The organism is Streptomyces sp. NPDC051963, from assembly GCF_044593495.1.
Lineage (GTDB): Bacteria > Actinomycetota > Actinomycetes > Streptomycetales > Streptomycetaceae > Streptomyces.
The window spans coordinates 308,864-335,044 of the sequence record NZ_JBIUCC010000001.1 but is presented as its reverse complement, the minus strand read 5'-3'; the positions used below and the strand labels follow the sequence as shown (position 1 = coordinate 335,044).

26 protein-coding genes are annotated in these 26,181 nt (G+C 69.8%); 11 read left to right on the top strand and 15 right to left on the bottom strand.

What is annotated here, in order from left to right; genetic code table 11:
- Positions 1-62 precede the first annotated feature (62 nt).
- Entirely contained in the window at positions 63-1,541 is a 1,479-nt protein-coding gene (locus ACIHFB_RS01480; RefSeq protein ID WP_400124874.1) for a hypothetical protein, read from the bottom strand.
- Positions 1,542-1,620: 79 nt separating this feature from the next.
- Between ACIHFB_RS01480 and ACIHFB_RS01475 the strand changes: the two genes are divergently transcribed.
- Together ACIHFB_RS01475 and ACIHFB_RS01470 are read left to right on the top strand one after the other, a co-directional pair.
- A complete protein-coding gene (locus ACIHFB_RS01475) occupies positions 1,621-3,123 on the top strand; it encodes a HEAT repeat domain-containing protein (RefSeq protein WP_400124873.1) in 1,503 nt (500 codons plus the stop codon).
- Positions 3,124-3,388: 265 nt separating this feature from the next.
- Positions 3,389-3,592, top strand: coding sequence for a cold-shock protein (locus ACIHFB_RS01470; protein WP_210583575.1), 204 nt, complete (start codon positions 3,389-3,391; stop codon positions 3,590-3,592).
- 62 nt (positions 3,593-3,654) lie between these two features.
- Here ACIHFB_RS01470 and ACIHFB_RS01465 read toward each other — a convergent pair whose 3' ends face one another.
- Genes ACIHFB_RS01465 through mdlC form a run of 4 tightly spaced genes read right to left on the bottom strand, consistent with a single transcriptional unit; the run spans position 3,655 to position 7,158 of the window.
- Positions 3,655-4,281 carry a glyoxalase gene (locus tag ACIHFB_RS01465; protein ID WP_400124872.1) on the bottom strand — a complete coding sequence of 209 codons (627 nt, stop codon included), beginning with the start codon at positions 4,279-4,281 and terminating at the stop codon, positions 3,655-3,657.
- A 53-nt stretch (positions 4,282-4,334) separates the two neighbouring features.
- Positions 4,335-4,736 (bottom strand): tautomerase family protein, encoded by a 402-nt coding sequence (locus ACIHFB_RS01460; RefSeq protein ID WP_400124871.1) that lies wholly within the window; start codon positions 4,734-4,736, stop codon positions 4,335-4,337.
- Between the two features lie 24 nt (positions 4,737-4,760).
- Positions 4,761-5,522: an SDR family oxidoreductase gene (locus ACIHFB_RS01455; protein WP_400124870.1), complete on the bottom strand. Its 762-nt coding sequence runs from the start codon at positions 5,520-5,522 to the stop codon at positions 4,761-4,763.
- Between the two features lie 25 nt (positions 5,523-5,547).
- On the bottom strand, positions 5,548-7,158 hold the full coding sequence (gene mdlC / locus ACIHFB_RS01450) for a benzoylformate decarboxylase (protein ID WP_400124869.1): 1,611 nt from the start codon (positions 7,156-7,158) through the stop codon (positions 5,548-5,550).
- Between the two features lie 235 nt (positions 7,159-7,393).
- On the opposite strand from mdlC, the gene ACIHFB_RS01445 reads away from it, so the two are divergent.
- Complete coding sequence (locus tag ACIHFB_RS01445) at positions 7,394-8,170, top strand: SDR family oxidoreductase (protein WP_400124868.1); 777 nt, start codon at positions 7,394-7,396, stop codon at positions 8,168-8,170.
- A gap of 104 nt (positions 8,171-8,274) precedes the next feature.
- Here ACIHFB_RS01445 and ACIHFB_RS01440 read toward each other — a convergent pair whose 3' ends face one another.
- The 5 genes from ACIHFB_RS01440 to ACIHFB_RS01420 form a co-directional block, all read right to left on the bottom strand.
- Positions 8,275-9,171, bottom strand: coding sequence for a LysR family transcriptional regulator (locus tag ACIHFB_RS01440; protein ID WP_365282312.1), 897 nt, complete (start codon positions 9,169-9,171; stop codon positions 8,275-8,277).
- A gap of 116 nt (positions 9,172-9,287) precedes the next feature.
- Positions 9,288-10,097, bottom strand: coding sequence for an SAM-dependent methyltransferase (locus ACIHFB_RS01435; RefSeq protein ID WP_365282311.1), 810 nt, complete (start codon positions 10,095-10,097; stop codon positions 9,288-9,290).
- 32 nt (positions 10,098-10,129) lie between these two features.
- Positions 10,130-10,654, bottom strand: coding sequence for a hypothetical protein (locus ACIHFB_RS01430; protein ID WP_400124867.1), 525 nt, complete (start codon positions 10,652-10,654; stop codon positions 10,130-10,132).
- A gap of 171 nt (positions 10,655-10,825) precedes the next feature.
- Complete coding sequence (locus ACIHFB_RS01425; protein ID WP_365282309.1) at positions 10,826-11,071, bottom strand: DUF397 domain-containing protein; 246 nt, start codon at positions 11,069-11,071, stop codon at positions 10,826-10,828.
- Positions 11,072-11,074: 3 nt separating this feature from the next.
- The gene (locus ACIHFB_RS01420) at positions 11,075-11,941 is read right to left on the bottom strand and encodes a helix-turn-helix domain-containing protein (RefSeq protein ID WP_400124866.1); all 867 of its coding nucleotides are present in this window, start codon (positions 11,939-11,941) and stop codon (positions 11,075-11,077) included.
- Positions 11,942-12,184: 243 nt separating this feature from the next.
- Between ACIHFB_RS01420 and ACIHFB_RS01415 the strand changes: the two genes are divergently transcribed.
- Positions 12,185-13,597, top strand: coding sequence for a hypothetical protein (locus ACIHFB_RS01415; protein WP_400124865.1), 1,413 nt, complete (start codon positions 12,185-12,187; stop codon positions 13,595-13,597).
- A 14-nt stretch (positions 13,598-13,611) separates the two neighbouring features.
- Here the strand turns inward: ACIHFB_RS01415 and ACIHFB_RS01410 are convergent, their stop codons facing one another.
- The gene (locus ACIHFB_RS01410; RefSeq protein WP_400125577.1) at positions 13,612-14,436 is read right to left on the bottom strand and encodes an SDR family NAD(P)-dependent oxidoreductase; all 825 of its coding nucleotides are present in this window, start codon (positions 14,434-14,436) and stop codon (positions 13,612-13,614) included.
- A 255-nt stretch (positions 14,437-14,691) separates the two neighbouring features.
- Here ACIHFB_RS01410 and ACIHFB_RS01405 point away from each other — a divergent pair, with 255 nt between their 5' ends.
- Together ACIHFB_RS01405 and ACIHFB_RS01400 are read left to right on the top strand one after the other, a co-directional pair.
- On the top strand, positions 14,692-15,105 hold the full coding sequence (locus ACIHFB_RS01405) for an ATP-binding protein (protein WP_365282305.1): 414 nt from the start codon (positions 14,692-14,694) through the stop codon (positions 15,103-15,105).
- Positions 15,102-15,740, top strand: coding sequence for a DUF6624 domain-containing protein (locus ACIHFB_RS01400; RefSeq protein WP_365282304.1), 639 nt, complete (start codon positions 15,102-15,104; stop codon positions 15,738-15,740). Before ACIHFB_RS01405 ends, ACIHFB_RS01400 begins: the two co-directional genes overlap by 4 nt.
- Positions 15,741-15,795: 55 nt before the next feature.
- Here ACIHFB_RS01400 and ACIHFB_RS01395 read toward each other — a convergent pair whose 3' ends face one another.
- The 4 genes from ACIHFB_RS01395 to ACIHFB_RS01380 form a co-directional block, all read right to left on the bottom strand.
- The gene (locus ACIHFB_RS01395; RefSeq protein ID WP_365282303.1) at positions 15,796-16,932 is read right to left on the bottom strand and encodes a PQQ-dependent sugar dehydrogenase; all 1,137 of its coding nucleotides are present in this window, start codon (positions 16,930-16,932) and stop codon (positions 15,796-15,798) included.
- Positions 16,933-17,124: 192 nt separating this feature from the next.
- The gene (locus ACIHFB_RS01390) at positions 17,125-18,624 is read right to left on the bottom strand and encodes a CocE/NonD family hydrolase (protein WP_400124864.1); all 1,500 of its coding nucleotides are present in this window, start codon (positions 18,622-18,624) and stop codon (positions 17,125-17,127) included.
- 78 nt (positions 18,625-18,702) lie between these two features.
- Positions 18,703-20,460: a CocE/NonD family hydrolase gene (locus ACIHFB_RS01385; protein ID WP_365282301.1), complete on the bottom strand. Its 1,758-nt coding sequence runs from the start codon at positions 20,458-20,460 to the stop codon at positions 18,703-18,705.
- A 78-nt stretch (positions 20,461-20,538) separates the two neighbouring features.
- Positions 20,539-21,918: a citrate:proton symporter gene (locus tag ACIHFB_RS01380; protein WP_365282300.1), complete on the bottom strand. Its 1,380-nt coding sequence runs from the start codon at positions 21,916-21,918 to the stop codon at positions 20,539-20,541.
- Positions 21,919-22,093: 175 nt separating this feature from the next.
- On the opposite strand from ACIHFB_RS01380, the gene ACIHFB_RS01375 reads away from it, so the two are divergent.
- The 5 genes from ACIHFB_RS01375 (at position 22,094) to ACIHFB_RS01355 (ending at position 26,099) form a co-directional block, all read left to right on the top strand.
- Positions 22,094-23,020, top strand: coding sequence for a LysR substrate-binding domain-containing protein (locus tag ACIHFB_RS01375; RefSeq protein ID WP_400124863.1), 927 nt, complete (start codon positions 22,094-22,096; stop codon positions 23,018-23,020).
- Positions 23,021-23,168: 148 nt separating this feature from the next.
- Positions 23,169-24,386 carry a CaiB/BaiF CoA transferase family protein gene (locus ACIHFB_RS01370; RefSeq protein WP_400124862.1) on the top strand — a complete coding sequence of 406 codons (1,218 nt, stop codon included), beginning with the start codon at positions 23,169-23,171 and terminating at the stop codon, positions 24,384-24,386.
- On the top strand, positions 24,376-25,263 hold the full coding sequence (locus tag ACIHFB_RS01365; RefSeq protein ID WP_400124861.1) for an HpcH/HpaI aldolase/citrate lyase family protein: 888 nt from the start codon (positions 24,376-24,378) through the stop codon (positions 25,261-25,263). The genes ACIHFB_RS01370 and ACIHFB_RS01365 overlap by 11 nt, the downstream gene beginning before the upstream one ends.
- A 30-nt stretch (positions 25,264-25,293) precedes the next feature.
- Positions 25,294-25,887: a helix-turn-helix domain-containing protein gene (locus ACIHFB_RS01360; RefSeq protein ID WP_365282296.1), complete on the top strand. Its 594-nt coding sequence runs from the start codon at positions 25,294-25,296 to the stop codon at positions 25,885-25,887.
- Positions 25,884-26,099, top strand: a complete 216-nt coding sequence (locus tag ACIHFB_RS01355) for a hypothetical protein (protein WP_365282295.1) — start codon at positions 25,884-25,886, stop codon at positions 26,097-26,099. Before ACIHFB_RS01360 ends, ACIHFB_RS01355 begins: the two co-directional genes overlap by 4 nt.
- Positions 26,100-26,181: the final 82 nt, after the last annotated feature.

The following is a 26,181-nucleotide window of genomic DNA, read 5'->3' as shown; positions in this document are numbered from 1 at the left end:
GGCAAGACGCCTGCTCGGCGTCCGCAGGCGTCGCCGCTCCGCGCCTGGAGTGGAGGTGGGTGTCAGCGGGTCGGACGGAGGAAGACGGGCGGCGTGTACTCGGTGAACGCAGGGGCCACTGCCTTGGTCTCGCCGGTCCCGAAGTCGAGCACGTTCTGGTACTCGGGACCGAACTTTCCGACGACGGTGTCCAGCTTCGACGGGTCGAGGTTCCCCCACCGTCCGGTCTCGATCTGGCGGTGCAGGGTGCGCAGCGAGACGATCTCCTCCGCCGCGGTGTAGGAGCAGTGCCCGCCGCGAGCGAGGTAGAGCTGTCGGAACTCGGCGTTGCCGTGCTGCTCCACCTGGTCCGCCCACCACCGCACCTGGTCGTTGACGGCCCCGCCGTCACCCGTGGTGTGCAGGGTGAGCGTCGGGGACTGCGCCGTGCCGTCGACCAGACCGTGCTGCTTGGTGTACGCGACAGCGGCCGGGTCCGCGCTGATCCGCTCCGCGGCGGCAAGGCCGTCCAGGTCCGCGTCGAGGTCCAGTCCCGCGGCGCCGTACGCCTCGCGGACGAGGTCGAGCCGGCTGGACTTGGCGAGCTGGCGCCGGTAGTCGATGCCGGTGTTCCACGACGGGTTGCCGCCGGCCCGGACCTCCAGGTCGAGGCGACCGGTGGTGCCGAGGCCGTAACCGTATGCGTACTCGACCCACAGGGACTGCGCGACGATCCGCTCGGCCGGCTTCTTCGGCTCGGGCTCGAACGGCGAGAACCAGGTGGGGATGTTGCCGACGGCTCCGGCCAGTGCCAATCGTGCACGTCCCGCCGCCGAACCGCGGGCGTCGCGTACCGCCGCCGCCAGCGCCTCGGCGTGCGCCGCGGCGGTGGCCGGATCGGTCGGCCGTACCAGGTCGATGCCCGCGTTCGGAGCCAGCAGCGTCTTCACGACGAACTGGATGTCCAGCGCGGTGTTCCACGAGCCGGGCGTATCGACCTCGCCGCAGAATCCCGCGGTGCCCGCGAACCTGTGGGGATGACGCTCGGCGAGCTGCGCCGCGATCACCGCGCCCTGTGACATCCCGTAGCTGATGGTGCGGCGAGGCTTGCCGATCTTCGCCTGGAAGTGGTTCAGCAGCGCGATCTGGTCGGTCATGGCGTCCTCGACCGCGTAGCCGATGCCTCTGTTCTTGTACTCGGACGCCGCAAGCGCGTATCCGTGCCGAAGCAGCCAGCTCTCGGTCGTGTCGTGGACCGTGAGCGCCACCTTCTCCGGCAGGAAGTCCTTGAGGTAGTACCCGTGGCTGTACAGCACCAGGGTGCCGTTCCACCGCTCCGGCATCTCGATCCTGTACGGGGCGCCGTCGATGACTCCCGTGTGCGAACGCTTTCCGCCCGGCTGATCGTCGGCGTACGCCCCGCCCGAGGGAACCGCGACGAGGCAGACGGCCACTGCCGCTGCCAGCATCTTGATCACGAACCGCATGCTGTCCTTCTCCGTCCACTCGACGCCTACCTGAAAGGACTGACTGCTGTCGGCCGCGTTTCTCATCGCGGCCATGACATCCTGCCCTCCCCGGACTCGGCTGTGCGTCGGTACAACCTCCGGCCGACTCACCGGTCTGACTCATCGGGGTGTCATGGGAGCGGAACAGCAGATCGCCTTCTTCCTCCGGGAGCTGGCGGACGGCGACATCTGGCGGCGTGCGGCCGCGGTGAAAGGGCTGGGCAGGGTCGGCCGGGAGGAACACGCCTGGGCGCTGGTCGGATCGGCGGACGACCGCGCGCCCGAGGTGCGTGAGGCCGTGGCCGTGGGGCTCGGCCGGCTCGGGGTCGCCGAGGCGGGACGTGCGGTGCTGCCCGCCCTGATGGGCGACGAGGATCCGTGGGTACGACGCCGGGCCTCACGCGCCGCGATCCGACTCGGGCTCGACGACCCGGAGATCGTGGAGTCCTTCTCGACGCTGCTCCGCGATCCTGACCATCACCTGCGGATCAACGGTCTGGACGGCTTGAGGGCCCTGGACGTGCCGGGTGATGTTCCCGCGCTCGTGGCGCTGCTGGGCGACCCGGAAGGCGCCGTGTGGGGACGCGCCCGCAGCCTGGTGTACCGCTTCCGGGACGACCCGGCCGTCAGCGCCGAAGTGGTCCGTACGGCCGAGCAGGGCGCGGGAGACGCTCGTGTGCAGGCTCTCCAACTGCTCCCGGGACATTGGACCGAGCGCCTTCTCGATTCGCTGGTCCAGGGTCTCCGCGACGATTCGGCCAAGGTACGGAGTGCGGTGGCGGGCCGGCTGCTCGACGTGAAGGACGCGCAGACGCAGGACGCCTTGGTGGAGGCTCTGGATGCCGAACGGTCGGCAAGGGTCGCGGACTTGTTGATGCATGGGCTCGGCCGACGGGCCGAGGAACGGGTGACCGGGGCGGCCACGCGATGGCTCGGCGATACCGCGGCCGGCCCGTCGGCCGCGTACGCGTTGGGGGCCGCAGGGACGCGCGCCGCCGCCGGGACGCTGCGCACGGCCGTCACCGACCCCGCGTTGCCCGGCCGTACGCGTGCGGCCGCCGCGAAGGCCATCGGGCAGGCGGGGCGATGGGACGCCGTCTGGCTGCTGCTTCCACTCCTGGACGATCCCGACGGCGACGTGCGCGCGGGCGCGGTGGAAGGCCTGGAGGCACTGGTGGACGACGGACTGCGCCCCTGGGAACGCCGTTCTGTGGCCCGGGCGTTGGTGGCCCACCTCGCCGCAGATCCGAACACGATCCGGCAGACGCACAACGCGCTCATCGGCCTGGCGAACGCGCTGCCCGGCCTCCGGCAGATCGTGGACCGGACCCCTTCGCCCGACGTAAGGGCCGCTGCGCTCTCGCTCCTCGACACGGACAACGCCACCGACGAGAACACCGGCCAGGACCTGCCGCGCTTCGTCCATGCCCTGGACGACCCGGACGAGACGGTCCGCTTCCACGCCGTGGAGGGCCTGGCCCACTGGCTGGTGGCGACCAAGAGGCTGCCGCAGAACGAGGAGCAACTGCGGGCCAGGCTCACCGCTCTCGCCTCGGACACCTCCACGGCCGAAACCCGCGCGGCGGCCGAAGAGGCGCTTGAAGTCCTCGACGGGTGCCGTCCCTTCTCGCCGTGACGGTGACGCCGCGCCGAGATCGCGGAGTTCACCCATGGGTCTCACCCCGTCGGGCGATGCCACGGTCGCCCACGAGTTGCCGGCCCGAGCGTCATCCCGCCCAACCGTGTTCTCCGCCGGTTTTGGCGTGTAGCGTCGCGGTGAGATGTCGTGGTTGGCAGTGGAGTGCTCGTGCTGTGGTGCGGGTGTTGTGCTGTGGGTGACCGGGGCGATCTTCTCCAGGGCCGCGTGGTGCGGTTCCTGACACTGACTGAGAGGCACCAGCATGGCCAGCGGAACCGTCAAGTGGTTCAACGCGGAAAAGGGCTTCGGCTTCATCGCCCAGGACGGCGGCGGACCGGACGTCTTCGCGCACTACTCCAACATCAATGCCTCCGGCTTCCGTGAGCTCCAGGAAGGCCAGTCGGTCACCTTTGACATCACGCAGGGCCAGAAGGGCCCGCAGGCGGAGAACATCACCCCCGCCTGATCCAGGATGCCAAGTAGGTCCCGGAGCACACGCGCCGGGACCTACTGCGCCGCGATGACATGTCAGGGCGTGCGAGCGGGCGTTGCGGCCTGCCAGGCAAACCCGTCCGGGTCGGTGAACGGCCCGGCGTCGCCGCCGATCGTGATGCGGTGGGATCCGGTGCCGTCGGGCGTCACTCCCGCATCCTTGGCGAGGGCCCGGCGCCGGTACAGGCCCAGCTTCACGGGACTCGACCCGGCATCGAACTCGACGTACATCCGGCCGAAGCTCTTCGCCACGGTGAGCCCTTGGCCGACGTAGAACCGTTTGCCGGCGGCCACGTCCGCGACCCCCAGCAGGAGCACCATCTGGTCGATCTCGCGGGTGGCGGGGCCGGTGTCCTTCTTCGCGGAGGTCGCGACCTTCCAGATCGTCCCGTCGGGGGCCTGTACGACACCGCCGTAGCCCCAGAGCGACTTCGTGACGGGCTTGAGCGGTGTGGCGCCGGCTTCGAGGGCGGTGTCGATGAGGCTGTTGACGGTGGCGGGCTGGGACACCGTGAGCGACAGGGTGAATCCCCGGAAGCCGGTTGTGGGTGCCTCGGAGGCGCGCAGCCGTATCTGCGTGTCCAGGCCGAAGGCGTTGGTGTAGAAGCGGTCGGCGGCCGTGGGGTCGGCCACCTCGAGGGTGATGGTTTCGATGGATGCCATGGCCATCACGCTAGGCGCGCCGCGGTGACCAGCGCTTCTCGATTCCTGACCGTTCAGGCACCGGTCCCGCGCAGCCACTCCTTCTCCTCGCCCGGTTCGGCCAGCACACGACCGCCTTCGACGGCGGACCCGGCGGGACTGTCCTGGAGCACCACCATGATGTGGCTCTCGTCCACGCCGGAGACCCGGGCGACCGCTGAGGACAGCTCCACGGCCAGTCGCGTCGCCTCCTTCTGCGGATGACCCCGCCGTACCCAGCCGGTGAGGATCAGCGGTGACGCCGACTGCCCTCCCGTGAAGACACTGTCCGAAGGCAGCTCGGAGAAGACCACGTTGACGTAGGCCGGTGGCACGTGGTTGATGTCGGCGTGAATCCGGGTGATCTCGGCTGCCAGCAGGGCCCTCGACTCGCCGGTCAGCGATCCCAGGGCCGTGGTGCAGGTGTAGACGGGCATGGTGACTCCTCAGATGTCCGACCGTCAGAAGCCTTTGCGTACGCCGCCGTCGATCGACAGCATCACGCCCGTGAGGTACGACGCGGCGGGCGACAGCAGGAATGCCGCACTGCGGCCGAACTCGTCCGGGCTTCCGTAACGGCGCAGAGGGACGTCGGCGGTCGCACGCTCGCGGGCGGCATCGGCGTCGCCCGTCAGCTCGTCGAGTTCGCGGACCCGGTCGGTTTCGATGTGGGCGGGCAGGAGGCCGACGACGCGGATCCCTCTCGGGCCCAGTTCGTTCGCGAGGGTCTTCGCGTATCCGGCCAGGGCCGGCCGCAGGGCGTTGGAGATGGCGAGGCCGGGAATCGGCTCGTACACGGAGCCGGAGAGGACGAAGCCGATGACGCCTCCCTCGCCGAGCTCCGCAGCGACGGCGCGGGACAGCCGTACCGCACCGAGGAAGACCGACTCGAAGGCAGCGCGCCATTGGTCGTCGTCGATGGTGTCCGACGCGCCCGTCGGCGGCCCGCCGACGCTGATGAGCACCCCGTCCAGCCGGTTGAAGGCAGAACGGGCCGCGGAGATCAGCCGTTCCGGCGTCCCGGTGTCGGCGTTGTCGGCCACGACCCCGACCGCCTGCCCCGGGCCGCCGAACTCCGCCGCGGCGGAGGCCACCGACTGCTCCAGGCGGCCGCTGACGACGACCCTCGCACCGTCCGCCACCAGCTCACGCGCGGCCGCTCTGCCCAGCCCGCGCGTACCACCGGTGACGATGTACACCCGGTCCTTCAGGCCGAAGTCCATGACTGCTGTCCCTTCCTCGGTGGCGCTACAGCATGGCCTTCTGGGGCTGCGTGGAGACCACGATGACCGTGGTGGTTTCCGCGTTCAGGGCGGCGGTGAACTCCTTTTCCAGGTCTTCGGCGGTCTCCACCTCGGCGGTGCGGCAGCCGTAACCGCGGGCCACGGAGGCGATGTCGATGCCGGGCAGGTCGAGCCCTGGCACGCCCGGTGTTTCCTCCAGCACGGCGAAGGACTTGAGGATGGAGTACTCGTGGTTGCGCATGACCACGTAGACGATCGGCAGCCGGTGCTGGGCGGCCGTCCAGATGCCCTGCACGGAATACTGGAAGGAGCCGTCGCCGATCAGCCCGATCACCGGGCGGCTGAACCCGTCCGCGCGGTCGGCCAGAGCGACGCCGACGGCCGCCGGAGTGCCCCAGCCGATTCCGCCGCTGGCCGTGGCGAAGAACGATCCGGACCGCACGGTGGGCAGCCACTCGATCTGCTGGGCCATCGTGGACGTCGACTCGTTCACGATGACCGCGTCGGCGGGCCTGACCCTGCTCAGCGTGGCGTAGACCTCGGGAGGGCTCAGCGGGTTGCCCGGGGTCTGCGGGAGCTGCCTGGGCCGCGGCATCGGTTCGGGGGCGACGCGGGCCGTGCCGTCCGCGACCAGGTCCACCAGCAGCTCGATGGCCGTCCGGGTGTCGCCGAGGAGGCTGTCGCCCATGCGTGCGTACGCGGCGACGGCGGGGTCGGAGGTGATGTGCAGCAGCTCGGTGCCGGCCGGGAGGTAGTCGCCGGGGACGTAGGGGTAGTAGCGGAAGACCTCGGCGCCGATGACGATCACCAGGTCGTGTGCGGTCAGGTGGTCGCTGATGGTCTTCACGGACAGACCGAGCGGACCGCGGAAGAGCGGGTGGTCCTCGGGGAAGGAGGCGCGGTCCAGCAGCGGGGCACCGTAGACGGACGCGCGGAGCTTCTCCGCCAGGGCGATCGCCGCGTCCCAGCCGCCGGCGCGGTCCACCTCGGGTCCGAAGACCAGGGCGGGGCTGCGGCTGGCCGAGATGCGGTCGGCGAAAAGCCGTAGCCGCTCGATGTCGGGGGAGACCTTGTCGCTGATGGTGCGCGTCCTGGTGAAGCCGTCCAGTGGCTGGTTCCAGTCGTCCATCGGGATCGACAGGTAGACCGGCCCGGCCGGGGGTTGCAGCGCCACCGCGTAGGCGCGCAGGAAGGCTTCGGGGACGTCCTGCGCGCGGGCCGGTTCGTAGGACCACTTCACCCAGGGCTTGGGCAGCGTGGTGGACTCGCGATTGCCCAGGTAGGGCTCACCGATCAGTAGCTCCCGGTGCTGCTGCCCCGAGGTGATGATGAGTGGTGTGTTCCCCCGGTAGGCGGCGACCAGGTTGCCCATGGAGTTTCCCACCCCGGCGGAGGAGTGCAGGTTGATCAGTGCGGGGCGGCGCGTGACCTGGGCGAAGGCGTCGGCCATCGCCATGGCCGACGCCTCCTGGAGCGCCAGGACGTAGTTGAAGTCGTCGGGAAATTCCTGAAGGAAGGTCTGCTCGGTCGATCCGGGGTTGCCGAACACCGTGGTCAGTCGCAGGGAGCGCAGCAGGTCGTATGTGACGCTGCGGACGGTGGAGTTCTCGGTCATGGTGGCGCCCTTCGGCCGTACGAGAGCATCAACTCAGCGCGAAGCTACGCCTGCGCCACGGGTCTCTCTTCGGTCGAATGACTGCATCGGCGACTGTCGGTCGCCCGCCATAGGAATTCCCTATATCGCCTGCTGGCATTTCGTCTTTGCCTCCCCTTCATTTCCGGCCGTACCGTGAAACAGCTCGACCCTGTTCCGTCGAGTGGACGAATACGTAATTGAGAGGGCCGGTGGCATGACCACGAGCGGAAACGGATCGGGAATGCGAGAACTCAAGGGAAAGCGGGCCCTGGTCACGGGCGGTTCTCGCGGGATCGGCGCGGCCGTCGTGCGCCAACTCCTGTACGCGGGCGCCGAGGTGCTCACGACCGCCAGGTCGGCGACGAGCACGGTGCCGGAGGGAGCCACCTTCGTGGAGGCCGACGTGCGGACACGGGCCGGCGCGGAGGCGCTCGCCGCGGCCGCCCATGAGGTGCTCGGCGGGGTGGACGTCGTGGTCCACAACGCGGGTGGGGCGCAACCGTACAAGGACGCTTCGGCCATTCCCGACGAGGAGTGGCAGGGCGCGCTGGAATTGAACTACCTGGCGTCGGTGCGGCTGGACTCGCTGCTGGTACCGGGGATGCGGGAACGGCGTTCGGGGATGATCGTGCACGTCTCCTCGGCCGCGGTCCTCACCCCGATGGGACCGTTCCTGCACTACACGGCGGCGAAGGCGGCGCTGGAGAACTACAGCCGCGGACTGGCGTTGGAGCTGGCCCCGTTCGGTATCCGGGTCAACACCGTGACTCCCGGCCGAACCGCCACCCCCGGCGGCGAAGCGACGCGGGAGCAGTGGGCACGCCTGGCCGGGGTGCCGGGCCAGCCCAGCGCCGCCGACACCCCGCCGCTGGGGCGCGACGGTCAGCCCGACGACATCGCCCACGCGGTGCTGTTCCTCGTGTCCGACCGGGCGAGCTGGCTGACCGGGAGCAATCTCGTCGTGGACGGCGGTGAATTCCCGCGGGGCTGACGCCGACGGAATTCCGGAACGCGAGTTTCGATAAAGCGCCAGTTTCGATAATGCGCCGGTTTCGATAAAAGTTAATTCGGCGGCGCCCGCTTCCTTCCTGGCCGTCAGGACACCGGTGAGAAGGAAGCGGAATCGGACCAGGTCTCCTTGCGCAGGAGTTCCAGCAGGGCCGTCTCCGCCGGGCCCGCGCCCTGCCGGAGCACGGCGATGACGGGCTGGGACACCACCGGGAACACCGGGCGAACCAGGTGCTCGTGACCGTGGGGCACCGCGGAGGCCGGGACGAGCGTCACCCCCAGCCCGTGAGCGGCCCAGCGTACGGCCGTCGCCGTCTGGGAGACGCGGGCGGCCGTGGTCGGGGTCAGATCGTTGCCCCGCAGTACCTCCAGCAGCACACCGTCGAGCGCGCTGTCGCGGTCGAACCTCACCCACGGCTCCCCGTCCAGTTCCCGCAGCTCGACCCGGTCCGCGGCGAGCAGCCGGTGCCCGGCGCCCAGCACCACGACGAACTCCTCGTCGCCGAGGTGGTGGGCGTCGGCGGGGGTCCGTTCGCACGCCGCCATCAGGGCGAGGTCACACACTCCCCGGCGGCACAGCCGCTCCAGCTCGGCGGAGCTCGGCTCCTCGAAGACGGTGATCTCCAGCCGTGGGTAGCGGCGACGCAACTCGCCCAGCGCGCCCGGCAGCTGCCGCGTGCCGAAGCCCATCTGCACCGAGACCACCAGCTCGCCCACCAGCTCGTCGGCACCGGCCCGCGCGGTCGCCCTCGCCCGCCGCGACGCGCTCACCGCGACCTCCGCCTCCCGCAGGAACGCCCGGCCGACCACGGTGGGCACCAGTCCGGTCGGGGTGCGGGCGAACAGCTCCACGCCGAGTTCCCGCTCCAGGCCGCGGATCTGCTGGGACACCGACGGTTGAGCGACGTGCAGCAGCTCCGCCGCCGCCGTCACCGAACCCTCCTCGGCGACGGCCAGCGCGTACTCGTACTGACGAAGGCTCATCGGCTCCCGTCCCTCCCGGCGGCGGACCGAGGTCCACCCGTTGTCATGGCCGTAGAAGCCGTTACAACGCGGGAGGCGGCGGGTTTACTCCATGTCCGTCACCGACCCGTACGGAGTCAGGGCTTGCGGGCCACGCCGCCGTAGACGTCGGTGGGCTTGGGCGTGGTGCCGGGTTCCGGGCGCCACAGGGGGCAGGAGACGATGCCGGGTTCGAGCAGTTCCAGGCCCTCGTAGTACGCGGAGATCTGCTGGGGGCTGCGCAGGACGTACGGGATGGCGCCGGTGTCGTCGTAGCCCTGCTGTGCCCGCTTGAGTTCCTCGTCCGTGTCCGTGCTGTCGTAGTGCACGAAGTAGCTGCCGGGACACAGGGCCGCCTGGAGGCGGCTGACGATGGACTTGGCCTCCTCGTAGTCCTGGATGTGGCCGAGGATGCCCATGAGCATGAGGGCGACCGGCTGGTCGAAGTCCAGGATCCGGCCTGCCGCTTCGAGGATCTTCTCCGGTTCGTGCAGATCAGCGTCGACGTACTCGGTGATGCCTTCGGGGGTGCTGGTGAGCAGGGCCTGGGCGTGCCTCAGGACGAGCGGGTCGTTGTCGGCGTAGACGATGCGTGACTCGGGTGCCATCCGCTGCGCGACCTGGTGGGTGTTGTCGTACGTGGGCAGGCCGGTGCCGATGTCGAGGAACTGGCGGATGCCGAGTTCGCCGGCCACGAAGGTCACGGTGCGGATCAGGTACTGGCGGGAGGCGCGGGCCATGGTCTCGATGTTCGGTGCGGTCTCGCGGTAGGCGTCGCCGGCGAGCCGGTCGACCTCGTAGTTGTCCTTGCCTCCCATCCAGTAGTTCCAGATGCGGGCGGAGTGCGGCACCGTGGTGTCGATCCTGGACAGTGCTTCTTGGTCGGGGGCGGGCCGGCCGTCTGTCATGGGAGTTCTCCTGCCGTGCGTCACGAGGTCTGTTACCAACGTACCGTCAACTGCTGCTTGTTCCGGCCGAGTTCGCAGCGCGCGGGGGCGCTCGAGCGGGGCGGGTGGCCGAGGTCGCCCGTGTCGAGGGTGACGACGGGAACGTGTTGGGCGAGGGTTCGCATCGCCCGGGCGTAGGCGTCGGCCGCCTCGGCGAAGTCCGTGGGGGCGGGGCGGGCGACGTGCCCGGGTGCCGTGAGGTGAATGAGGGCGCCGTCGCGTTCGGCCACGGATTCGGCGAAGTCGAGTGCCTGGATCCAGGTCACCCGGGAGTGGCCGCGGCGCAGCGGCCCGTAGACGAGTTCGTGGATGATGCTGCCGTCGAGGGCCACGCGCCCCGGCGAGGCGAGGAGTTCGCGGTGGGGCCGGGTCGGGTCCACATGGTGCAGACGGTCCGCCAGGTGCTGGATCAGGAAGCCGTGGTGGGTCAGCCCGGCGATGAGACCGCTGCGGGAGATGCCGTCGGGGCCCTCGATGACCAGCGTTCGGTGGCGGATGAGCGCCTGCGGGAGGTTCATGCCGCCGCCGTGGAACGCACGGTCCGGCGGGGGAGTCGGGGCGAGGCGCGCATACCACTTCCTTCGAGGCGACGAACCTGTTCAGTGTGGACGGACGACCCGCACGGCGGGAGTGGGCGTGCGGGTTGTCCGGTTGTGCGGGCGTAGTGGTGCAGCGCGCGGGGTGGGTGCTCAGGCGACCAGGAAGTCGGCCTGGCCGGCCTTGGCGCCTTCCAGGAACACGATCATCTCGTCCCGTGAGTAGACCAGCGCGGGACCCTCGGGGTCCGTGGACTGGCGGAAGGCGACGCTGCCGTCGGACAGCCGCTTGGCCTCGACGCAACTGCCGCCGTTGGTGCCGCTCCAGGGCTTGTGCCAGCCCTCGGTTCCCAGTTCGGAGGCCGACATACCGCTGTAGATGGGGCCCTTGGATCCCATGGATCACAACTCCTTACGCAGTTCACCCAGGATGGCCCGGGTTCGATCGACCGGCTCCGCCTGCACGGACATCCGGTCCAGTACTTCGAGATAGGCGACGACTTCCTCCGGCCGGTCCACGTAGACCGCGCCGGCCAGGCTCTCCATGTAGACGATGTCGGGCAGTTCGGAGAACCCGAAGCGAAAGTGGTGGAACGGCCCGAAGGCGCCGGGGTGGGCGCCCGCTGTGAAACGCATGACCTGGATCCGGACCTTCGGCATGTCCAGGGCCTCGTGCAGGCGGTCGATCTGAGCCCGCATCACCTCGGTCCCGCCCACCGACCGGCGCAGCACCGTCTCGTCCAGGACGGCCCAGAGGGCCGGTGCGTCCGGCTTGGCGAGCAGATCCTGGCGTTTGAGCCGCAGATCGACGCGGCGGGCTGTCTCCTCCTTCGGCTCGTCGGGGAAGCCGACGCGCATCAGCGCGGCGGCGTACTCGTGCGTCTGCAACAGGCCGGGGACGTAGTGGGGTTCGTAGAGACGGATGACCGATGCTTCGCTCTCCAGGCTCACGTACGCCTTGAACCACTCCGGGAGCACATCGCGGTACTGGTACCACCACCCGGGCTGGTTCGCCTTGCGGGCCAGGTCGAGGAAGTCGTCGATCTCCGCTGTCGGGACGCCGTAGGTGCGCAGCAACTCCTTCACGTACGGAATGCGCAGTCCGACCTCGGCCTTCTCGATCCGCCGGACGGTGAGCGCGGTGACCTCGATGGCCCGCGCGGCCTCCTCGAAGGAAACGCCGGCCTGCTCTCGCAGCTGCTTCAGCCGCTTGCCGAGGACCATCCGCAGGACGGTGGGTGCACTGCCGCTGGAGCGGTTCTCGCTCACGTCCTACCCCCCTCAGAGGTCATCTCAGCGTGCAGTGTGCCACGCCGTCGATGACACAGACAGAGCGATGCGGATCGATACGAAATTATCAGAACGCAGGTTGCGTATCGAGTATCTACGCCACGATAGTTCTCGTGGGACCTCTCGTGCGGAGCGGCGCGAGGAGGGTCAACTCTGCTCGGGTGGCGCTGACTTGACGGCCCGGCAGGCATGGCGCGGCACACGAACTGATGCGAGACCTGGATGGCCACCGTGACCGACGGACACGCAAGGAGCCCGGGCAAGGGCCCCGCCGGAGGCAATGCGGCACTGGCGGCCGCGCTGAAGGAGTCCGGCTGCTCCTACGCCTCCCTCGCCCTTCGGGTCAACGAACTCGGTCACTGCCAGGGCGCCGACTCGAGCTATGACAAGGCGTCGGTGACCCGTTGGCTTCAGGGGCAGCAACCTCGCGGCAGGACACCTGAGTTGATCGCGGCTGTACTGTCCGAGCGGCTCGGCCGCGCCGTGTCACCCGCGGACCTCGGCTTCCAACCCGACCAGCAACGCCCGGTCGTGGCCAGGACGCTCGCATACGGCGAGGACATGGCGGACACGCTGCACGCGCTGGCCGAACTGGGGTCGACCGACATCTCCCGGCACAGCCTGCTCGGCTCGGTGCCCTTCGTCGCCGGCGCCCTGACCGACCCTCAGCGCGAGTGGCTGCTGTGGCTGCTGGAGAACCAGGACGCCGGGCAGTTGACGTCGGTGGCCGACGGCGGCCCGGTCGAACAGGTGCACGCGATGATCGCCATGTTCGACGAGATGGACAACCACTACGGCGGCGGCGGGGTGCGCACCAGCATCGTGCACTACCTCTCCACCGAGGTCGTCCCGATGCTCCAGCGCCGCGGCACGTCCCCGCAGGTGCAGCGCCCCCTGTACACCGCCGCGGCCAGGCTGGCCGCGATGGCCGGCTGGAGCTCGTACGACGCGGGGGAGTACGGACTGGCCCAGCGTTACATGATCCAGGCGCTGCGCCTGTGCGCCGAGGGCGGCGACCGGGTTCTCGGCGGGCAGATCCTGGCCGGACTGTCCCACCTGGCCACCAGTCTCGGCCGCCCCGACGAAGGGGTCTGCCTGGCCCGGGCGGGCATCGTCACCGCCAAGGGAGCGGGCAGCCCGCTGGGCCTGATGCGCCTGTACGCCATGTCGGCCCGCGGACACGCGGCCCAAGGGCACGCACGGGAAGTGGGCGACGCGCTGCGCCAGGCCGAGCGGCACCTCGATGCCAGCCGCGGTACCGAACAGGAATCCCCCTGGGTGCGCTTCCTCGACGGCCACTACCTACAGGCCGAATCAGCGCTCTGCTTCCGCGACCTGGGACTCGCCGGCCAGGCGGAACGCACGGCGAGCGAGTCGGTGAGCGCCAACGCCAACCGGCGCAGGCGCCAGGCCATCAGCCGCTCCGTCCTGGCCACGGCCCACCTCCAGCAGAACCGGCTGGACGAGGCCGTCGGCACCGCCACCGAGGCACTCGACACCCTCGCCACCGTGCACAGCGAACGCTCCATCCAGGCCCTGCGCGACTTCCGCAGGCGGCTGGAGTCCCACCGCCACGAGCCCCTTGTACGGGAGTTCGAGCGCCGGTCCCGGGTGGTGCTGGGGGCGGCGGCGTGACCCGGCGACCCGCCTCAGTACCCGTCCGGGGACGGGGCGTTCTGCGCCCGGTCCACGGGCAGATGGGCCCCCGAGACACCACTCGACCAGTCGGACAACAGGAACGCCACCACCCGCGCCACCTCCTGCGGCGCGACCAGCTCTCCGCCCGGCAGCTCCGCCGCCGCGAACCCGGCGAAGCGTTCCGGATCCTCCCGGCGCATGCGATCCCAGCGTCGGCCGGGGATGAGCATCGACCCCGGGGAGACGGCGTTCACCCGGATCCCGTCCGGGCCGAGCTCACGGGCGAGCGACGCGGCCAGGTGAATCTGGGCGGACTTCGCGGCCCCGTACTGGATCGGCGGACCGGGCTTCCAGCCGGAGATCGACGAGATCAGCACGACCGAGCCGCCGCCGGCGTCCCGCAGATGCGGGATCGCGGCACGTACGAGGCGCACCGCGTGACCGACGTTCAGCTCCCACGTCGCGGCCCAGTCCGCGGCGTCGGTCTGCTCGAAGCCGCCTCCGCGAGAGCCACCCGCACAGGCCACCACTCCGTCGAGGCCGCCGAAACGTTGCGCCGCTGCCATCGCGAACTGTTCCAGCCTCGCCGGCTCGGTGACGTCGAGCGCCCGGGTGAACAAGGGCCTGCCGCCCTCGCCGGCCAGCGACACGGCCATCGTCTCCAGGTCGCGCTCGGTACGCGCACAGGTGGCCACCCACGCCCCCTCGGCCACCAGGAGCCGCACGATCTGCTCGCCCAGACCCCGTGTGCCGCCCGTGACCAGCACACGCTTGCCGCGCACGCCGGACCCCCCACCGGACTCCTGGCGCGCCGCCCCCGCCCGGCCGTCGTGCACGTTCCTCACACACTCGAACATACCTCCCGCACCACTACGCGCCCGCAACCGGACAACCCGCACACCCCCTGGTCCGGCCACCGGTCCCGGCTGTTGGCTGCATATGCAGCCAACACTTCCCCCACCGCGCTGCCCCCACAAGGAGGACCCATGACGGCACCCAGGGCACAGCGCCACGGGCCGTCGCCCCACTCCGCACACGCCCCACAGGCAGACCGTGCCCCCAGCGGTCAGCCGCGTCAGACCGTGATCCCGGTGAACAGACCTCCCCACCTCCACGCCACGATCCCGGCCCAGCCCGCGCGTGCCGCAGACGTACGGCACCTGGTCACCGAGCAACTCGGGCGGCTGCGGCTGCCGCCCGAGTACCTGGACAACGCCGTCCTCGCCACGGACGAACTGTTCGCCAACGCGGTCCGGCACGCACGCACCGGCCCCGGCGACACCGTCACCCTCACCATCGAGGCCACCGAACAGGAGCTGCGGGTGACCGTCGCCGACCACTCACCGCTCCTGCCGCGACTGCGTACGGCGGACGGAGCCGAGGAGTCGGGTCGTGGGCTGGCCATCGTGGCCGCGCTGGCCGACGACTGGGGTGTCTCACCCCCGGACCCGGGCACCCCGGGCAAGCGGGTCTGGTTCACCCTGGAGCTGGGGTTGGCGCCGTGAAGGGCGCGCTGGGGCGCCTGACGCCGGGCGAGGAAAGGGCGAGCGACTCCGGCGACGAGAGCCGATTCGACGGCACGGGAAGTACCGGGGCAGGCCGTGCGCCGCAGGAGAGCCAGGAGAGTGGGGCACATCTGTTGCGGCCGGGCGCGGCCGCCCTTGCCGTGGACCTACAGCGCCGGGCCGACCACGAACGGGCACTCATGCGGCGGGCGCAGACCGACCCCACCCCGCAGGGCCGGCATGACATCGTCGCGTGCCGCCGCGCCAACAGCGATGCACTCAAGGACGTCGTCCACCGCCATGGTTGGCCGACCGCCGACCAGGTGGGCGCCTCGGCCTCGACAGCGGCCCTGATGATCCTGCTGCACGCCCCGGACCTCGACTTCCAGTTCTCCTGCCGCGACCTGATCGCCCAGGCCACCCTGGACGGCCGATGTCCCGCCGTCCATCTCGCGTACATCGCCGACCACTGCGCCGTCGAGCGGGGTCTGCCGCAGTTCTACGGCACCCGCGTCAACCCCGGTACGTTGCGCCCGTACCCGATACGCCAGCCCGAAAGCCTCGACGAACGCCGCCGCGATGTCGGTCTGGGGCCGCTGGAGGAGCAGCTGGAGGAGCTGAGGCAGGGGTGTTGAGCGCTCAGTCACAGATCCTGTGACTGAGCGCCCTGGCCGGGCCCGGCGGCAAGCGTTACGCCGGGTCGATGCGGAAGACGCTGCCACCGATGGCGAGCACGTACAGCTCGCCGTTGCCGCCCTGCGCGAACGACACGACCTCGCCGCCGTTGACTGCGAGGTCGTTCACGCCGGTCACCTTGCCGTTCTCCATCTGGAGAGAGCGGACGGTGCCGTCGCAGTAGTCGCTGAACACGTACTGACCCTTGAGGTCCGGGATCGCGTTGCCTCGGTAGACATAGCCGCCGGTCACCGAGCAGCCCAGGCCGGTGCGGTCGTACTCGTGGACCGGCGGCACATGGTTCGCGGGCTCGGTGCCGCCGCGGAAGGGATGGTTGCCCTCCATCTGGGACCAGCCGTAGTTCTCGCCGCCCTTGCTGCTCGCCGGGGCCCAGTCGATCTCCTCCCAGTCGCTCTGGCCGACGTCACCGATCAGCAGATCGCCTGTGCCCGAGTCGAAGGAGAACCGCCACGGGTTGCGCAGCCCGTACGCCCAGATCTCGTCCTTCGCGTTCGGGTCGCCCACGAACGGGTTGTCCGGCGGAATCGCGTACGGTGTGCCGCCGGTCGGGTCGATCCGCAGGAGCTTGCCGAGCAGTGTGTCGAGGTTCTGGCCGTTGCCGTGCGGGTCGCCGCCCGCGCCCCCGTCGCCGAACGCGATGTAGAGGTAGCCGTCGGGGCCGAAGCTGATGTCGCCGCCGTTGTGGTTCGAGTAGGGCTGTGTCTGGGTGAGGACGGTACGCCGGGTGTCCGGCTGGAGCTTGCCGTCCTTTACGGCGAACTCGTCCACGGTGCTGGTGCCTTCGAGGTTCGTGAACGAGATGTAGAAGTGCGCGAACTCGTCGTCGAACGTGATGCCCAGCAGGCCACGTTCGCCGTCGGTGGTGGTCTCGCTGGAGATGTCGAGGACGGGTTCGCCGAGCCCAGAGTCGTTCAAGGCCCTTACGGTGCCTGCGCGTTCGGCAATCCAGACCGTGCCACCGGGACCGGCGGTGCCGGCGGTCGGGTTCTGGGCCGTGGCCACGTTGTTGAGCGCGACCTTCGCTGCCTGCCGTGGGGCGGCGGACTCGTCGGCGGACGCCGTGGTCAAGGCGAGGGAAGCGACCAGGCAGATGGTGCCGATGATCGCCGAGCTTCTGGTGCGAACTCTCACCGTGATCCTCCTGGAGGCGGTGAATGGGGGGAAGTCACCCGGCTGCTAGGGCAGGTTCAGGGGGGTGTCGCCCGCGCCAGCACGCAACCTGGGTGGGGGGATGGTGTGCTACTGGCACGGATGAGGATACGGGGACAGAGGCGCTTGGTGTAGACCAAGAACCCGCCCATCTCCTCCGTTCCGTCGGCTTGTTCAGGCGGGCATGACCGGACTTGTCAGGTGGGTGGCCGAGTCTCCGAGCCACAGGGTCACGGTGCCGGGCGGCGCGTCGGAGTCGATGTTCGGGTAGTCCTGGCTGGAGACCGTCATCCGCAGGGAGTGCCCCGCGACGATGCGGTGGTGTGCGGGCCACAACGTGACCTGCACGTCGTGGAACGTCCCCGGGACCACGGGTACTTGGTGTTCGTGGCCGTCGCGGTGACTGGCCTTGAGCCAGCCCTGGGTGACGCGAACGGCCTCTCCGTGCTCGTCGACGTCCTCCAGCACCACGGCAATGTGTCCGTCGTCGGCGCTGAACGCAGCCTGAAGCGTCAGCACGGCGTTGCCGACCATCGTGACGTCGCGCTCCAGGGGTTCCGTGGTGAACCGCACTCCTTGACCGTGTGTCTCGAACTCCGCCTCCGACGGCGGCTGCCGGCCAGTCACGGTCCCCAGGGCACCGCCGGGCGCCGGGACCCAGCGGGTCTCCCGGGCTTCGGTGGGCGGCCACGCGGTGAACTGGCGCCAGCCGTGGTGCGGCATCTCGTACGAGGTCACCTTGGCCTGCGGGAGGGGGGCGGGGAGTTCGGTGAGCCAGTGGTCCCACCAGGCGAGGTAGCAGGCGGCGCCGATGTCCTCGATCTGGCCGGGAAGCATGCCGTGCTCCCAGGGGCCCGCCACCATCCAGGTGTTCTCCGGGCGGGCGGTGAAGTTCTCGACCATGCCGCTGCGATAGGTGTCCAGCCAGCCGCCGACGTCCAGAACCGGGATGGTCAGGTTCTCCCACCGGGCCTTGACGCTGCGTTCGCGCCAGAAGTCGTCGTAGAGCGGGTGCTCGGGATAGATGTCGAGGGTGTCGGGGGCGGTGGCGCGCTGCCAGTCACGGATGCGGGCATTGGCGATGCCGCCGCGGAAGACGGTGTTCTCGTACCAGTCGCTGAAGGCCTGCACCGGGATCGCGGCCACCAGGTGAGGCGGTCGGTTCGCGGCAGCCAAGTAGGTGAGGTGGCCGCCGTAACTGACCCCCATCTGCCCGATCCGGCCGGTGCAGAAGGGCCGGCCGGCGAGCCATTCGACCAGGTCGTGGTCGTCCTCCTGTTCCTGCCGGCCGAAGGGGACCACATGACCCGGTGTTCCCCCCGACCCACGGACCGAGGCGACGGCGGCCACGTAGCCGCGCTGGACGAAGTACGCGGCCCCATGCACGAAGAGGTCGCGGGCACTGTAGGCGTTGAGTTCGTAGACGATCCCCGGAAAGCGGCCCTCGACCGGCTCGCCGTCCGGCCCTGCCGGGCGCAGCAGATCGCACTCCAGGTGGCTGCCGTCGCGCATGGGAACCCGAACGGTCTCGCGGTGAATTCCATGGGTCGCCGGCCGGTCATAGCGGAAGGACGGGTCCGTCGACCCGATCGTGGCCGTGGGGCGGTAGGACACGGAGCCGAGATCGACGTTCTTGAGGGCCTCGATCATCTCGGCCGGGATGGGAGATGTCATGGGGTGGTTCCTGTTCTGGGATAGCTGGGGTGCCTGGGGTGACGCCTCGTCGAGGGGGGCCGGCTCGCTGCCGCGGAATCACTCCGTGCCGTACGGGACGATGGGCAGCACGATCCGGCTGGGGTGCCGTCGGTCGCGGAGGATCGTCTGGTGGGCGACTTGCAGATCCGCCTCTCCGTCCACGCCCAGCGGGTTACCGGTGTTCGGGTTGGGTTCCCATTCGGGGAAGCTGCTGGAGGAGACGCGTATGCCCAGCCGGTGGCCGGCGAAGAGCACGGCGCTGGTCGCCGCGAGGTCGATCGTGTAGCGGTAGACCGCGTTCGGCGCCAGTGGCATGACCGGGCCGGCGTGGCGTGCTCGGATGATCCCTTCGCACAGGTTGATGGTCCTGCCGTCCGGGTGGACGTCGACGAGGATCGCCGTGAAGTCGGTGTCGGGCGCGTCGGTCGCCGCCCACAGGTCCATGGTCACCGGCCCTGTCACCTCGATGGCCTCGGTGAGTTCGTCGGAGGTGTACGTCAGCACGTCTTCGCGGTCTCCGATGGACCGCTGGTCCACGGGACCCGGTTGTTCGCCGCCGGTGCCCAGCAGGCGGCCGCCCGCTGTCGGCACCGGGTCGTGCGGATCGTAGGTGAACTGGTCGGATCCGTCTTCAACCGTCGGCGGCCGAGGTGACAGGCGGCCGGCGTCGTGCAGGTACCAAGGGGTGTAGCGGGTGCGTGCCAGGGGCCATTCCTGCTCGTCGCGCCAGGCGTTCAGGCCCATGACGAAGATCCGCACCGGCGGGGAGTCCGGTGCCGGCTCGTCCTGGAGCCAGCGCCGGAACCAGTCCGCCCGCTGTCGTGTGAGGTCGATGGCGGCGGCGGGGCCGAAGTCGACCTCGCCCACGATGGATTCGTTCGGGTGCCAGTGGTCCCACGGGCCGATGACCAGGCGTTGGGCCTGCCGGGCGCGCGCTGTCGGCGCCTGGCGGCGCATCTCGGTGTAGTGGCGCAGGGTCGCCCGGAGGTGGATGTCGTACCAGCTGCCGACATGCAGCGCGGGCAGGTCGATCGCGCTGTAGTGGGTGGTGGGGTTGACTCTCAGCCAGTGGGAGTCGGTGCGGGACTCGTGCTCGAACGCCTCGTCGAGCCAGGTTGCCCTGCCGTGCCACAGCGGATTGTCGCGCAGCGGGCGGCGTCGCAGGATCTTCTCCACCGCACCGCGCACGTTCTGCCGCGCCGCGCGCAACTCCTCCTGGTCGGATCGGTGGGCCGCCTCGTACAGCTTCTGGTTCACCTGGCGCAGATGCTCCAGCTCGGCGTCCTCGATCCCCCACTCCGGCGCCATCTGAGCGACGACCATGGCCGTCCAGCCCACGCGCAGCGCCAGCCGGAACGCCCCGCCGGACCCGAAGGTGCCCTCCCAGTAGTCGCCCGCGCAGGCCTCGGGGGAGATGACCTCCAGGTGCGGTGGGTGAGTCTGGGCGGCCAGCCACTGCGTGTTGCCGAGGTAGGAGTGTCCGAACATGCCCACCCGGCCGTTCGACCACGGCTGTTCGGCGGCCCATTCGACGGTGTCGTAGCCGTCGTTGACGTCCGAGTGGACGTAGGACCACTCGCCTTCGGAGCCGAATCTGCCGCGGCAGTTCTGAACGACCACCACGAACCCTTCCGCGGCCAGCCGCGCCGGTTCGATGTTGGCCTCCACCACCTTCTCGCCGTAGGGCGAGCGGGTGACGAGCACGGGCAGAGCCTCGGCCGTGTCAGGACGCCATACGTCGGTCAGGAGACGGACCCCGTCGCGCATGGGGACGTACAGTCCGCGCTCTTCGAGGATCGGGGCCTTGGTTTTCATGGGTTTGATGTTCCTTCGCGGGGGAGGTTCCGGCATCCGGGAGACGGTGAGCGAGGAGAGCAGGGCGGCTGTTCGGGGTCATAGGCGGAAAGCGCCGGTCAGCAGGGCGATCGCGGTCATGACGAGGGTGGTGGCGAACGCCCATTTGAAGATGAAGCGCTGGTGCTCGCCGAGTTGCACGCCGCTCATGCCGATGAGGATGAAGGTCGAGGCCGTCATCGGGCTCAGCGGGAAACCGGTGGTCATCTGGCCGAGGACGGCGGCCCTGGCGACCTCTTCGGTGGGGATCCCGAATCCGGCGGCGGTTGTGGCGATGACGGGCAGCATGCCGAAGTAGTAGGCGCTCGGGGTGAAGACCAGACTGAGTGGCATGGCCGTGATGGCGACCAGGATCGGCAGATGCCCGCCGAGGGAGTCGGGAATGACGTCGATCAACGTCTGGGACATCTCGTTGATCATTTTGGTGCCGGTGAGGATGCCGGTGAAGATGCCCCCCGCGAACGTCATCGTCGCGACGAGGACGACGCTCTTGCCGTGCCGCTCCAGCAGCTCCTGCTGGCTCTCCCAGCGCGGGTGATTGACGAGCAGGGCGATCGTGAACCCGAGGACGAAGAGCACCGACAGCGGCATCACCTCCAGCACCAGACAGACCATCAGGGTGAGGGTGAGAGCCAGGTTGAAGGTGGTGAGTACGACTTGCGGGCGGGCCGGCACCTTGAGGGTGCCCGGTCCGTCCCCGGCCCGCCGCTTCGCTCCCACAGCGCCGGACTCGGGCTGCCCGTCACCGGTGCCGGACTGCCCTTCCTCGGAAAGCGGGCGCGCGCCGACGAGGTCGGTGGCGAGCGTGCCGAGACGGCGGCGCTCGCGTCGGCCGATCAGGTAGGAGGCCAGCAGGACCCAGGCGATGCCCCCGGCCATCGCGGGCAGGACTGGGGCGAAGACTTGGGAGCTGTCCAGCTTGAGCGAGGTCATCGCGCTCGCGGTGGGGCCGCCCCAGGGGACCATGTTCATCACCCCCGCGCCCAGGCACACGATTCCGGACAGCACGAGTGGGCTCATGCCGAGGCGGCGGTAGACGGGCAGGAGGGCCGAGACCGTGATGAGGAAGGTCGAGGCGCCGTCGCCGTCGAGGGCCACGCACAGGGTGAGGACTGCGGTGCCGACAGCCAGTCGCACCGGGTCTCCTCCGGCCACGCGCAGGATGACGCGGATCAGGGGGTCGAACAGACCGGCGTCGACCATCAGGCTGAAGTAGAGGACCGCGAAGACGATCATGATGCTGATCGGGGCGATCGTCACCAGGCCGTCGAGCATCATGTCGCCCAGATCTCCGGCGAACCCTCCGGCCAGCGCGGCCAGCACCGGAATCGCGATCAGCGCGATCAGGACGGAGACGCGTTTGGTCATGGTGAGGAGCAGGAACAGACCGATCGTCGCAAAGCCCAGCGCTGCCAGCATGGGGTGAGCTCGCCTTCTCCTACTTCGTGCCTCGGGCGGTTGAACGCGCTCCATGGCGCGTTTCGGACGAGTGTCGGAGGCATGAAAGTCCCGCGTCCAGCACGAAAGCAGGATTTATCTATGCGGTAAGCGCAATAGTTCCCTTGGCGAGCGCCTGCTCCTATAGTCGCTGGTCATGGAGGCGAACTTGCGGCACCTGGCGGCGTATGCGGCGGTGGCCAGGGCGAAGAGCTTCACGGCGGCGGCGGCCGAGATGCATGTGTCGCAGTCCTCGCTCAGCCGTGCGGTGGCCGAGTTGGAGCGGATCCTCGGCGCGACGCTGCTGGAGCGTGACACCCGCAACGTGGAGCTCACCGCGGCGGGCGTGGAGACGCTGCGCGTGGCGGAGCAGATCGTCTCCGCGCACCGCTCCGGCATGAAGGAGTTGCAGCGCTACCTGCTGGGGGACTCCGGGGTGGTGGCCGTGGCCACGCTGCCGTCGGTCGCGGCGGTGCTGCTGCCGGGGGTGATCTCGGACTTCGGGCGCCAGTGGCCGAGGGTGTCGATGCGCATCATGGACGGCCTGGAACAAGTGGTGCTCGACAGGGTGCTCTCAGGGGACGCGGACTTCGCGATCTCCACGGTCGGCTCCGGGTCGAGTCAGCTCGAACACCGCCCGCTCATCCGGGACCGCTTCCGCGCGGTGCTGCCCGAGGGGCATCGGCTCACCGATCAAGAAGAGGTGACCTGGGAGGAGTTGGCCGCCGAGTCGTTCCTGGCCGTCGGCCGGGATTCCAGCGTCCGCCGGCTGACCGACGCGGCGTTCGCACAGGCGGGAGCCGAGGCGGCGCTGGCGGCGGAGGCGGGCAGCGTGGCGACGGTGGGCGGGCTGGTCGCCGCCGGGCTCGGGGTCTCGGCCATGCCCGCCCTGGTGCTGCCGCTCCTGGGAACGGATCGCGTCGTGTACCGGCAGCTGGTCGGCCCTGTCGTGGACCGCCGGCTGGACATCGTCGTCAGGGCGAGACGGACGCTTCCGTCGGCGTCGGTCAGGTTCCTCGATCTGCTCGACGGACTCCGAAGCGACGATCGAGGGCTTCCGTCAGGCGTCTCCTGGGCGGCTTGACGTCCCGCGGGCGGGTAGCGCGCATAGGCGCACCGGCTGATTCATGCGCGATGCGCATTGAATCATCGGGCTTTAGTGCTGGACTCGCACTTCTCGGCCTCTGCACGATGAACGTGGTGGTGCGATGTCGAGGCGAAGGAGCAAGCCGGTGGCGAACGAAGCTCGGGACCACGAGGGCCAGGGGCAGTTGCGCGGTCTCAAAGTGGTCGAGTTCGCCCATGTGGTGGCCGGGCCGATGGCCGGCTCCATGCTCGCCGACCAGGGCGCGGACGTGGTGCACGTCGAGCCCCCCGGTGCCGGTGACGCCGCTCGCGCGATGGGACCCAGCCGCGACGGCGTACCCCTGTGGTTCAAGGTCGCGGGACGCAACAAACGGTCGGTCACCCTGGACCTGCACCACGAGGCCGGGAGGCTGGTCGCGCACCGGCTGGTCGCCTGGGCCGACGTCGTGATCGTCACCCTGCGCGCCGGGCGTCTGCGGCGCTGGGAACTCGACTGGGACTCGGTGCACCGGCTCAACCCCAAGGCCGTCCTGCTTCAGATCTCCGGCTTCGGAGCGACTTCGTCGCGCGCCGACGAGCCCGGGTTCGGCAAGATGGGCGAGGCCCGCAGCGGGGTGGTGCATCTGACCGGGTTCCCCGGCGGCCCGCCCGTCCATACCGGCTTCTCCCATGGGGACGCGGTGACCGGTCTGATGGGTGCCTACGCGGTTCTCGCCGCGCTGCACCGGCGCGCGCACGATCCCGCATTCGACGGCGAGTGGATCGACCTGGCCCTGTTCGAGCCGCTGTACCGGCTGGTGGAGTGGCAGGTCATCACGCACGATCAGCTGGGCAGCGTGCCCGAGCGGGCCGGCAACCAGCTCGCGGTGGCCCCCGCCGCTGTCATCAACACCTACCGCTCCGGCGACGGCGACTGGATCACGGTGACGTCCGCGACCCTGCGCTCGGTGCGGAACGTGGTCCGCCTTCTCGGCCTGCCAGAGGAGGAGTTCGCCACCTCGGAGCAGCAGCACGCCGGGCGGGAACGGCTGGACGACAACCTGCGCACATGGGTGGCCGCCCGCACCACGGACGAGTGCCTGGAGGAACTCACCCGGGCCGAAGTGGTGGCCTCCCGGATCTTCAGCGCGCAGGACATCGCCACGGACCCCGTCTACGCCGAGCGCGACGACATCATCACCATCGACGACGCCGACCTCGGACCGGTCCGTATGCAGGCGGTGATCCCGCGCTTCAACGAACGTCCGGGGCGCGTGTGGCGAACCGGCCCGGCACTCGGTCAGGACAATCACCTCGTCTACCGCGACTGGCTCGGACTCGACGAGACCGAGCTCGACGACCTGGAGAAGCAAGGTGTCATCTGACCCGCGGTACCCGTTGCGCTCCCTGCTCTTCGTGCCGGGCACCAAGACCGAATGGCTGGCCAAGGCCGAAGCGGCAGGCGCCGACGCGGCGATCCTCGACCTGGAGGACGCGGTGCCTGCGCCCCAGAAGGCTCGCGCTCGGGCCCGAGTCGCCGAGGCGATCGCCGCATGGACCGGGGACATGGCGCTCTTCGTGAGGATCAACCCGCTCGACGACTGGGCGGCCGCCGAAGAGCTGCGCGCCATCGCACACGAAGGCCTGGCCGGAGTCGTGCTGCCCAAGGTCGCCACCGCTGAGGACATACGACTCGCAGACCGCCTCCTCGGTTGGTGCGAGCGCGAACAAGGCCTGCCCCAGGGCTCCATCGCCCTGGTGCCTCTGCTGGAAACCGCCTCGGCGCTGCGCGACGCCCACGCGATAGCCGCGGCCGCCCGCCGTGTCGCCTACGCGGGAGCCGTCACCGCCCCGGGCGGCGACGTCGAGCGCGCGGTCGGCTACCGCTGGACCGCTCATGGCACCGAGACCCTGGCGCTGCGTTCCCGGGTGCTGCTGGACGTACGGGCCGCCGGCGCACCCCATCCCGTCACCGGCCTGTGGACCCACGTCACCGACCTCGCCGGCCTGCGCGCCTTCGCCCGGCAGAACCGCGACCTCGGCTACGAAGGCATGATGGCCATCCACCCCACCCACGTCCCCGTGATCAACGAGGAGTTCTCACCGACCCCCGACGACCTCGACCGCTACGCCTGCCTGATCGCGGCCGTCGAGGAGGCCAAGGCGGCCGGCTCGGGGGCGGTGACCTTCGAGGGGGCGATGGTGGACGAGGCCATGGTCGTCACCGCCCGACAGATGCTCGAACGGCACGCTCTCTTGTAAAGACTTCTTTAGAAAGATATCTTTACATCCATGTCAGAGCCAACGCCCATGGCAGGCACGCCGAGGCGCTCCATCCATCTCACAGACCCCCGCGCCCTGCGCGCCTATGCCCACCCCACCCGTATGAAGCTGGTCGGGCTGCTGCGTGTCGAGGGTCCATTCACGGCGACCCGCGCCGCCGAACTGACCGGCGAGTCCGTGGCGAGCTGCTCCTACCATCTGCGGATACTCGCCAAGTACGGGCTGGTGGAAGAGGCCGAGGGAGGTCAGGGCCGGGAGAAGCCATGGCGGGCCACGGCCCGGTACACCGAGTGGCGGGATGGCGACGGCGATGCGGCCGATGCTCTCAGCACGGCCGTAGCAGAGCGGTTATTCGAGCAGATGACGCACGCGGTCGAGACACGACGGCAACTGCCGCGCGAGTGGCGCGAGGCGGAGCAGTTCGGCGACGACATCGTCTATATGACAGCCGCCGAACTCGCCGAGTTGAGGGAGCGGTTCTCGGCGCTGCTGGATTCCTACGGAGAGCGGGCCGAGGACCCGTCACGGCGCCCGGAAGGGGCAGAGCCGGTGACCGTACTGCGCGTCGCGTTCCGCAACCGCCGGGGGGACGCCTCGTCATGAACCACCACCCGGACATACACCGCCACCTCCACGCCGCCCGCGCTGCCGAGTTGCAGGCACAGGCCCGCGCCTGGGAGCTGCGCCGCACCGCTGGTGCCGGCCGTTCGGTCCGGAGCGGCACGTCGGTCCGGGCACGCCTCGGCTGGCTGCTGGTCGAGGTCGGCCTGCGGCTCCTGCACTCGCCGGCGTCACCGCACCCGGCGGAAGGCTGATAGGGCGCGAGCGCGTCGTTGGCCGCCGGGCGTTGCGCCGTCCGCACCGCCGGTGCGGAAATCGTTTTATGTACGCTCGCGG